Raw genomic sequence first — 10182 nt, 5'->3', positions numbered from 1 at the left:
GGCTATTTCCTGATAGCTATACCCCTGCTTGCGCAGTCGCACGGCCTGTTTTCTTTTTTCTTCCTGCGCTGCGGCAGGTAATGAGCGAGCGTCTTCTATAATCATATGGGTAGTGTATCATACCTATATCGATGCCAGGTTAATAACATGAGTTGAACGCATCTGATTCGGTAAGCGGCGGAGGAGAAAAATTCCCTTCATAGTTGTAATTTATCAATAACAAAGATAGTGCAAAGGGTTCAATCGCTCCAGAATGGCTTGATCGGCGGGAGTAGAGTAGGGGATGGGGACTCAGAGTTAACGCCCTTAGCTATACACAGAATTCGTAAGTCGGCTTTCGTTGATGAGTCCTCACTATGTGAACCGGCATCGCAAGCTTTTGGCCGTTGCTTTATGGTTTTGTTCGGAGAAAAAAACATGAGCGCCTGAGACAAAGCTGGAAGAGAGGCCTATTTAATGCATTGAATTAACAAGATTTTTACGATTTCCGTCTCAATCCCGCTGAACTAGATCTTTCCCATTCCCTAAATCTTCTGTCGATTCAGAATAAGTCGTCTAAATTTAATATATGAGCATTGAATCTCTGTCTTTGTCGTCATCCGCTCGGGGATAACTAGGCGAAGGAGGGCTGGCGTTTTTGTGATGTGGAATTGGCGAACACTGATGTAATTAACATAATTTTCGGCGGTAAGAGGTGGTGTTGTGTTACATTTTAAGTCGCTGATATCTCTAGTGATTCCTCTTTTTTCTTTGTTTACTTTCAGTTTGGCTCCCCAAGCGAGAGGGGAGATTATTGTCAAGCACTACCAGCATCAAGATAGATACAAATACGGCCTTAAAGTATTGGATCTTGCGCTGAGCAAACTGAACGTCCCCTACAAAATACAATTCCCTGAATTTTTGGATGTCAGCATCAATGAGGCCAGGGGCGAGCTCATGGTGACAAAAGGAGTATTGAATCTTGAGTTCATGTCTACAAACCTGGAGCGCGAAGAAAAGATGATCCCTATAAGGATTCCTATTTATCGAGGAATCCTGGGGCTCAGACTTTTATTGGTGACCCAGGAAAAGAGCGAGATTTTCAGCAAAATAGACGACATTGATGATCTCAGGCAGTTTGTCGGCGGACATGGCGTGCACTGGGGAGATTTGCCTGTCTACAGCGCAAATGGATTAAAGGTTGCCACAAGCTCCCAGTACGAAACCTTATTTACTCTGCTGAGAAATAATAGGTTTGACTATTTCCACCGCGGTTTCCTGGAAATTTGGGATGAGCTGGACAGGAATCAGGATCGGCTTGTCGTCGCGGATAACATCATGCTGTTTTATCCGCATCCCGTGTATTTTTTCATTTCCAGAAATGAGCCTGAATTGGCGAGGAAGCTGGAGGAGGGATTGAATATCGCTATTGCCGATGGCTCTTTTAAAACGCTTTTTACAGAGGAGATGAAAGGCTATTTGGCGAAGGGAAATCTATCGTCCAGGAAGCTCATTATATTGAAAAATCCCGTTGTGCCTGAAAACAGCCCGGCTATCGACACCAGCTGGTGGCTCCCGGAGAAATTTCAAAAGCAGTTGGCGGCGTCTCAATAGCTTAGACTTCCGCTAACCTCCCATTCCCAGCTTCGCGTTTGGGGACCTCCCAGTCGGTGAAACGCCCGCATTTGCAGGGACCAAGCCCGCTCGGCAATTGAACTATACTAAATACGTTTCCAGAAACCTGATCATTGGGGCGATAGTCGCCGCATGGTTGTCTCCATTCGTTTTTGACGCCTGGAGGTTGTCGCATGACGCTTGCTTCATTGCGTTGTATTGGCGCGCTTTCGTTGCTGGTGTGGAGTATTGCGCCCTTGGCTGCCAACTCCGTCGATTCGCCTGACGCCAAGCAAAGTAAAGCCGAGATCCGCGTCGCTATAGACGCTTGGCCGCCTTTTCGTATTTTGGACAATGAAGAGGGCTACAGCGGGATCGATTTTGACTTGTGGGCCCGACTCGCCAGCGAATTAAAGCTCGATATCGATTACGTGCGCTGCCCATGGGTGCGTTGCCTGAAAATGATGGAGGACGGTGCCGTTGACGCCATGAGCGGCTTGGCGCTAAGACCTGACCGGGCGTTATACATGGACTATCTGGAGCCGGCTTATTACAGCTGTTCAACGGTGTTTTATGTCAGAAAAGGGCGTGGTGGAATACTTCAGGACTATGAAGACCTCTATCGCATTGATGTCGGCATCGTCACGGGGTCGGCTTATTTTCAGACCTTCGATGAAGATGAAAAGATTAACAAGATTGGCGTCAGCACCGAAAAGCAGTTAGTGGAAATGTTGGGGCGTTTGCGTTTGACGGCAATAGTCGGGACAGACTGCCAGGCGGACTATGAAATCGCCCAGTCACCCTATAAAGGCCAATTCGACAAAGCCGAATATCGCCCCGGCAACAGTGTTGACTTATATTTCGCCATATCCAAAAAATCCTCCTTTCGCGACAAAAAGGATGAGTTTTCGCAGGCTCTTGCGCAACTTTTACAAGCAGGGGCCATCGAAGATATCCGTCATCAATATTTGCATTGAACTATTCATAAGCTCCCCGGTCTAACAAGGTTGGCCATAAACTCTGGCGTTGGCGAGGCGTCTCAGTGAACGCCAAAAATCAGTCCTCTGACTTATCGATTGACCACAAATACCTACTTAAGGAATCACGATGGAGAGCTATCCGTTCTTATTTCTTGGCCATGGCGTTGGTAACTTATCTAGCGGTTTTGATGCACATATTCTTTTTGCTGAGCGACCGGATGAGCAAGCCATGGCGGATATTCAAGTAAAGCTTCAGGGGCATGGGGAAATTCGCTGGAGCGGCAACAGCGCTTCTTTCTGTGTGTCTGATCGCCAGATAAAAGGCGCCATGAAGTATGACCCTACCTATAGCGACAACCCGCAGATGCTCGACGACCCGGAGATCTATAAGACCTTTGGTTTGGTTCAGAGCAAGTTGAACGACATACAGCAACGGCTGGCGCACTTTTATTATGATTTTCAACTTACGGTGCAGGAAATTCATCAGACCTTTCCGGTCTCCTTGTGCCTAATCCAACAGGGACCTAGAGTAAAGCTGACCCCATGGCATACATGGAGCGAGGAGCGATTGCCGCAGGTATTTGATGTGTTGTTGGACTATTTCAGTCGTGAGGATGTACGTAGCGAGCGCTTTAAAGATTACACCGAGGTTTCTTACTACGACGCCAATGCGGTCATTCTATGCCACTTTATTGAGACAATCGTGAGGAAAAAGGCGGATGTTAAGAAGCTCTCACCCGAGACCGTGTCCCGTCTGATTGAGGTTATTAAGTCCGCGGTCGGCTACTCGGATAACTCCGACAATTTCCTGCTTAGCGCGGCTCTTTATTTGGGTGGAGTGGAGATGGAGGACATCATTGTGGATTTTCCTAAACACGCAATGGCGGCGCTGGAAGAGATTAACGAAGACTTGCCTTTAGATGAGCGGTTTCCCGAAGGGTTGTGAGACAACGATGGCGCAATATGTTCTGACATGATGAGAGTGACGATCTTGCTGTATTTGTAGTCTGCTCTTGCGCCTTCCAAGTATTGGACGGGGCTGGGTTGATGCTGCATTATGGTGTGGTTGTACATCTGTGAAACGAGGTTTGATTTCATGCTTGTCGAGAAGGCGAAGGTATTCGCCAGCGCCGCCCATGCTGCTATCGGTCAACGAAGACGTTATACCGATGAACCCTATATCGTTCATCCCGCCGAAGTGGCGGGAATCGTTGCGTCAGTGGGGGGAGACGAGGAAATGATCGCCGCCGCCTACCTGCATGACATCGTCGAAGACACCCAGGTCACACAAGAACTGATCCTGGAGTTCTTTGGCCCTTCTGTTGCGAAACTGGTGGAGGAGGTGACTGACGTGAGTCGGCCGCAAGACGGTAATCGTCAGGCTCGCAAGGAAATAGACCGACAGCACCTCGCCACCGCCTCCCCACGAGCAAAAACCATCAAGCTGGCGGACTTGATCAGCAACTCAACCAATATCATTCAACATGACCGCTGGTTCGCCAAAGTCTATATGCAGGAGAAAAAGCTCCTGTTGGAAGTGCTTGGCGAAGGGGATTCAAGCCTGTATCAAAGAGCTCAGAACATCGTCAGTGAGTATTATGCGGAAAGGGAAGCTCGCCGGTTGTTAAGAAGCAGCGAGCAAGACGTTTAAATCAGCGGCCGGATGATTTCGGCTATTTTGGCGCTTCTTTTTGTATGAATAAATTTAGCTTAACGGCGCTAAGCGGCGTCATTCTGATCGTTGGCGCGACGCCGTATGTGTCGGCTGTGGAGTCGGTCTCTGATATGCAGACGAGTCCCGTCAGGGAAGCGGAATATGCGTTGATATATAACGGACCTATATCAGATGCTGAAAGCTCTGAAGCCATCGCGGACGTCGCCGTCCAGGCGGGCCTGACAGTGAGGTATATCACGAACCTGAAAGCGCTGCCGGACATGCTGAGTGGGGCGAAAGTTTTCATCATCGGCGGTACGGAAGACGACGTTGAGCCCCTGGTTGACGCCTTTACGCCGGATCTCTCCGCTTCATTAAAGGCTTACCTGAACAATGGCGGGCGTTACCTGGGTATTTGTGGCGGCGCCTACGTTGCGTCAGTGGGGTGGGCTGAAGAAAATCGGTTTGTGGATGCGTTAGGCATCGCACCAGCGGAGTCCGATAATTACGACAGTGACTTCGCTCCGAAAATCTACCCTGTTACTTGGTCTGGGGAAGAACGTCAGATGTACTATCAGGCTGGCCCTGCATTCAAACTGACGCAAAGCAAGGAGCAGGTTCGCAACATCGCCTACTTTGAAAACCAACAAATCGCCGCACTCATAAGCTCCTACGGGAAAGGCAAAGTAGCAGTATCCGGCCCGCACCCGGAAGCCCCCGAATCATGGAAAGAAAATGCTTTGGACGGCGCCGAGATGGAATCCAACCTGGACCTGGCTATCAAACTAATGCAGGAGTTGTTATCCGACCGGCCTGTTGATGGCTCTGGTGGTGTTTGAGGGGGAGTGGAGTCACGTCAAAGTTTTAACTTCTCTGCGATTAGGAGACTTAACTATTTGCTTTCTCTCTGGATAACTCCATTTGTTGAGCGAGTTTTTGCTGGCTGTGATATCCAGGCGGCTTTAATCAGATCTAGAGAGAGTTACGATGTCCCATATCTTCCTTTTGAACAAGCTGCGCAAAGCGTGCGCAGCTTCGCTTTTGCTTCTTCCCTTATCATTTTCCGTTCAGGCTGGCGAAACAGGTCAGGTGGCATATTGGTCATTTGAAGGCGCGTTAGCGAGCGGCGGAAAAGACGATTCGGGCAATGGCTTTGACGGCTATTTCCCTTACACAGGCGCTCCCGGTTCAACGGCAGGCGGTCAGTACTATGTTCACTCCGGCGGAGAAGCGGGTTATGGTAATCAATCCGCGTTGGTCGTTGCGGGAGATCCGCTGACGGTTGACAGCCTGGGCGAGAATTTTAACAGCGATGGTCCGTTTACGCTGATGCTGTGGATGAAGGGCGAACCTGTGACGCACAGCCAAACGTTGGTTTCCAAAATGTCCCCGGAAAGTGGGCAAGGCGTTATGTTGGGTCTGGATGGTTCCGGCCGGTTAACGCTGAGTTTGCGGAGTGTGGACGGCTCAGGAATCGTAGTTAAAACCGCAGAGCCGTTTGACTATTCCAAGGGCGTAGGCGTCGCGGCGGTATACGACGGGAGCGGCAAGGCCGGTGGCGTGAATTTCGTCATGTGGAACAAATACGGTAGGCTGCCGACACGTATAGAGCAGGATAATCTGACAGGAATCACCACGAGTGCCGCCACCTTGGTAGTGGGCGCATCGGGGACGGACTTTGCGTATACGGATGAATTTCAGGGCGTATTGGATGAAGTAAGGCTCTTCAACTTGGAGCTGGGAAGTATCGAAATTCAGTGTGTCTCTGAGAATGGCTTGAAGTGTGTGAAAGCGCCAAGCGGGACAGGCATTCCCGGAGAGAGAGGAGCCCAAGGACCGGAAGGAGCAAAAGGAGATAAGGGTGATACAGGCGTGGCTGGCCCACGGGGCCTGACAGGGCCAGCTGGAAAAACAGGACCGGAAGGCGCGGCTGGCCCACAAGGCGATAAAGGTGAACAAGGGACGGTAGGACCACAGGGCGTGCAAGGTCCCAAAGGAGATAAGGGAGACCGCGGTTTGCAGGGAGCTAAGGGAGAGAAGGGCGATCAAGGAAGTGTTGGCCCGGCGGGTCCCAAGGGGGATAAAGGAGATAACGGAGTTATAGGTCCACAGGGGGTTAAAGGAGATAGAGGTGAAACTGGTCTCAGGGGGCTCCAGGGACTGCAAGGCCCCCCTGGAGTGGCTGGGCCCAAAGGAGATACAGGCTCTCCGGGAAGAGATGGAAGGGATGGTCAAAAAGGGAGAGACTTTAGTGACACTTTCAACTACGCAATGGGAAATCATACGGCAATGGGTAGATATGGCGTTGGCAGCGATATCAACGTTCCGGCTGGGTTCAATATTACGCAGTGTAGTCTTCAATTAGGAGACTTGGCAATTAGTGGTGCGGCGACGGGTTTGTTGCCTTTGGAGCGTGACGCCCGAAAAGGTAATCAAGTTGTTAAGGGAATCGAGATCAAGCCTAATGGGCTGTACAAATGGAATACACTAATTACTAATACGACGTCTTTTGGGCGTGCAACGAATCACACTGTTAGACATGATGACGTAATACTTAGCTACATTGTTCTGTGTCGGCGATAGCTTGCGAAGGGACATTGTAATTAGTACCCGACGATGTACTGGGTAGACAAAAAACGTCATAACTTAACAATTTGTTCATTCTCTGGATAACCAAATAAGGCTGGCGAGCATCAGAAGTGATCGCCATAAACTTTGTTCAATCCAGAGAGAATTACGATGTCCCATTCCTTCTTTTTGAACAAGCTGCGCAAAACGTGCGCAGCTTCGTTTCTGCTTCTTCCTTTATCATTTTCCGTTCAGGCTGGCGAAACAGGCCAAGTGGCTTATTGGTCGTTTGAAGGCGCGTTAGCGAGCGGCGGAAAAGACGATTCGGGCAATGGCTTTGACGGCTATTTTCCTTACACAGGCGCTCCCGGTTCAACGGCAGGCGGTCAGTACTATGTTCACTCCGGCGGAGAAGCGGGTTATGGCAATCAATCCGCCTTGATGGTGGCGGGAGATCCGCTCACGGTCGACAGTCTGGGCGGGAGTTTTAACAGCGATGGCCCATTTACGCTGATGCTGTGGATGAAGGGCGAGCCTGTGACGCAAAGCCAAACGTTGATTTCCAAAATGTCTCCAGAAAGTGGGCAAGGCGTTATGTTGGGGCTTGATGGTTCCGGCCGGTTAACGTTGAGTTTGCGGAGTGTGGGCGGCTCAGGAATTGAAGTTAAAACCGTAGAGCCGTTTGACTATTCTAAGGGCGTAGGCGTCGCGGCGGTATACGACGGGAGCGGCAAAGCCGGTGGCGTGAATTTTGTTATGTGGAACAAATACGGCAGGCTGCCGACACGTATAGAGCAGGATAATCTGACAGGAGTCACCACTAATAACGCCACCTTGGTAGTGGGAGCGTCGGGGACGGACTTTGCGTATACGGATGAATTTCGGGGTGTATTGGATGAAGTGAGGCTATTCAATTTGGCGTTAGGAAGCCTGGAGGTTCAGTGCGTCAGTGAAAATGGCCTGATGTGCGTGCAGCGTGGAGGTTTGTCCGGGACGCCGGGAGAGCAGGGACCGCAAGGTCCTGAAGGCGCGAAAGGGGAGAAGGGAGATAAGGGGGATACAGGCGCAACTGGTCCGCGCGGTCTGCCGGGACCGGCTGGAAAAACAGGCCCGGAAGGCGTAGCGGGTCCGAAAGGCGATAAAGGTGAAAAAGGGGAGGTCGGGCCACAAGGCTTGCAAGGTCCTAAGGGCGATCAGGGGGATCGCGGTTTGCAGGGGGTTAAGGGAGAGAAGGGGGATCAAGGAGGTGTTGGCCCGGCGGGTCCCAAGGGTGATAAAGGGGATAAAGGCGCTACAGGTCCGAGAGGGGATAGAGGAAGTGAAGGCCCAATTGGCCCTCAAGGCATTCAAGGCCCTACTGGTCACAAGGGTGATAGAGGTGACAAGGGTGATAGAGGTGACAAGGGTGACAAAGGTGATCCAGGAGCGCCTGGAAGGAGCTTTTCAGACACCTTCAGCTATAGTATGGGAGAACATGTAGCTGGCGCCTATGGTACTGATTTGGGGGCTCCTCCAGGGTTCAATATTAATCAGTGCAGTATACTTGTAAATGGGGCAGGAGTCATAAACGGAGCAAATGGCGTGATCGCGTCGAATAAATCTTGGCGAGTGGAGTTTAGTGATAATGGGCTCTATAAATGGAGGACTAAGGGATACGTGTTTGAAAGCGGGGATCGTCCAAGTCAAGATCGCTATAAGTCAGCAAACAAACAGATAACTTATGTTATTTTGTGTCGTCGCTGACCGAAATTAGCGCAAATTATCTTTAGATTGAGTTGAGTGCCGCAAGCTTCTACTTTTTGCAAATTCGGTATAGTATTTGCTGACGAGACGCGATAGCGCGTCTCGTTATCTGACCCAGGATTGAAGCTGTTCTCCTACATGATTTTTTAGTCGTTTTAACCCTGCATAATAAAAAAGTGTAAGCGGCAATCGCTTACTCGGAAGAGTCATCCTGTATTGGATTCGGGTGGTCTGGCGTGAGCCGGGCGTTTCCAGTGGATTTTGCCTAGTAAGGCGTGGTGTTGATGGATAGTAGTAAGGATTCTGTTGTTGAACTATGGAGTCGGTATCGGGAAGAACGATGCAATGATGCCAAACATAAACTTATCGAAATCTACTTGCCTTATGCGAATGCGGTGGCTGCGAATACATATCGCCAGTATATGTCTCTGGGGATTGAATATGCGGACTGCTTGCATTTTGGCTATATAGGCTTGCTGGAGTCATTAGAGCGATATGATTCGAATGGAGATGCTTCATTCGAGACATTCTCTACTTATCGTATTCGTGGAAACATCCTTAATAATCTTGATCGTTACTCCGAGCGGAGCCGTCAGGCTGCATACCGAAGGGATCTGGCGAAAGAACGTATAGAGTCTATCTCCTCTGTTGGCGGAGCGTCTGACAATGCCTTTGACGCTATGGTAAACCTGGTCTTGGAGGTGGCGGTCAGTCATGTTGTTGACGATAGCCTGAGTACGGCCAGAGAAGAGTGCTCTCCACCTAATGAAAAACTGGATGATATCTTCGAGTCAAAGGCGGTTGCAGATCTCTTGACGGAATTGTCGGACGTAGAAAGATTTGTGGTCACCAATCATTACTTCTTTGAAATGACTATGGTGGATATCGCTGAAGTAATGGGAGTGACGAAGTCGCGAGTGTCCCAGATTCATTCTGTGGCGATTAAAAAATTGCGCGCAGGCGTCGCCAAATCATGGTGAACGCCTTGTTTATTGGCGAAGTGATTCCTCGAAAAAATCTGTGAGTAATTGCTCAAACTTACTATCCAGCTCCTTGGTTCGCATAAAGCTTTCAGTGGTCTGATGAGAAATTTTTGCGAGCACTTGAGGATCTTTGATTTTATGTCCAAGCCCCCAGTAGATAATCAGTTCTACTAATGAATCGCGAGCCTGGGTATAGAAGCTGTCATTGTCGGCGTCAGAGGCGCAGCTTAGCATTAACTGAGCTAAGTGATGCTTCAAATAGCGTTGTAACTCTTCTCGGTCGAGTTGAGTGAGTTCATCCTGTGATAACGGGTAGTCTGTGCGCCAGGGATGAGGCGCGCTAAGTTCAGATTCCGCCAACTGAGCAAGCAGGAGCTCTATCTTTGAATTCTTTTTCATATCTTTAACGGTGTCGTTGCGCTTACTCCAAACATTGATTTTTCCTTGTTACATAAGGGTAGCAGCCAAAGAGTCATTCCCACCACTAATCCCGGCTATTATTCCGCTAGTCTGCATCAAGCCGCAGAAGTACTGATTATCTACATCAAATCAAATAGATACTAAACCTTTTACCCAATCTCTGGATATTACTGGTAAGTAAGACCTCAACTCAGGAACGCGAGTGAGGCATCGGAACGAATTGTTATCCTTATTTTTGTTG

Annotated in this window: 9 protein-coding genes; 8 read left to right on the top strand and 1 reads right to left on the bottom strand. The window is 49.6% G+C overall.

The window, feature by feature from the left end:
- Positions 1-702: 702 nt before the first annotated feature.
- The 8 genes from KP814_RS28090 to KP814_RS28055 all read left to right on the top strand — a co-directional run bounded on the left by KP814_RS28090 (position 703) and on the right by KP814_RS28055 (position 9518).
- Entirely contained in the window at positions 703-1593 is an 891-nt protein-coding gene (locus tag KP814_RS28090; RefSeq protein WP_216739873.1) for a transporter substrate-binding domain-containing protein, read from the top strand.
- A gap of 194 nt (positions 1594-1787) precedes the next feature.
- Positions 1788-2570, top strand: a complete 783-nt coding sequence (locus KP814_RS28085) for an ABC transporter substrate-binding protein (protein ID WP_216739872.1) — start codon at positions 1788-1790, stop codon at positions 2568-2570.
- 130 nt (positions 2571-2700) lie between these two features.
- Positions 2701-3519: a hypothetical protein gene (locus tag KP814_RS28080; RefSeq protein ID WP_216739871.1), complete on the top strand. Its 819-nt coding sequence runs from the start codon at positions 2701-2703 to the stop codon at positions 3517-3519.
- A gap of 150 nt (positions 3520-3669) precedes the next feature.
- Complete coding sequence (locus tag KP814_RS28075) at positions 3670-4224, top strand: HD domain-containing protein (RefSeq protein ID WP_216739870.1); 555 nt, start codon at positions 3670-3672, stop codon at positions 4222-4224.
- A 44-nt stretch (positions 4225-4268) separates the two neighbouring features.
- A complete protein-coding gene (locus tag KP814_RS28070; RefSeq protein ID WP_216739869.1) occupies positions 4269-5066 on the top strand; it encodes a BPL-N domain-containing protein in 798 nt (265 codons plus the stop codon).
- 148 nt (positions 5067-5214) lie between these two features.
- Positions 5215-6810, top strand: a complete 1596-nt coding sequence (locus KP814_RS28065) for a LamG-like jellyroll fold domain-containing protein (RefSeq protein ID WP_216739868.1) — start codon at positions 5215-5217, stop codon at positions 6808-6810.
- 156 nt (positions 6811-6966) lie between these two features.
- The gene (locus KP814_RS28060) at positions 6967-8538 is read left to right on the top strand and encodes a LamG-like jellyroll fold domain-containing protein (protein ID WP_216739867.1); all 1572 of its coding nucleotides are present in this window, start codon (positions 6967-6969) and stop codon (positions 8536-8538) included.
- A 284-nt stretch (positions 8539-8822) separates the two neighbouring features.
- Entirely contained in the window at positions 8823-9518 is a 696-nt protein-coding gene (locus KP814_RS28055) for a sigma-70 family RNA polymerase sigma factor (protein WP_216739866.1), read from the top strand.
- Positions 9519-9527: 9 nt separating this feature from the next.
- On the opposite strand, the gene KP814_RS28050 is transcribed toward KP814_RS28055, so the two are convergent.
- On the bottom strand, positions 9528-9920 hold the full coding sequence (locus KP814_RS28050) for a hypothetical protein (protein ID WP_216739865.1): 393 nt from the start codon (positions 9918-9920) through the stop codon (positions 9528-9530).
- Positions 9921-10182 lie beyond the last annotated feature (262 nt).

It is taken from the genome of Hahella sp. HN01 (assembly GCF_018986435.1).
Taxonomy (GTDB): Bacteria; Pseudomonadota; Gammaproteobacteria; order Pseudomonadales; family Oleiphilaceae; genus Hahella.
This window is presented reverse-complemented; position numbering and strand designations above follow the sequence as displayed.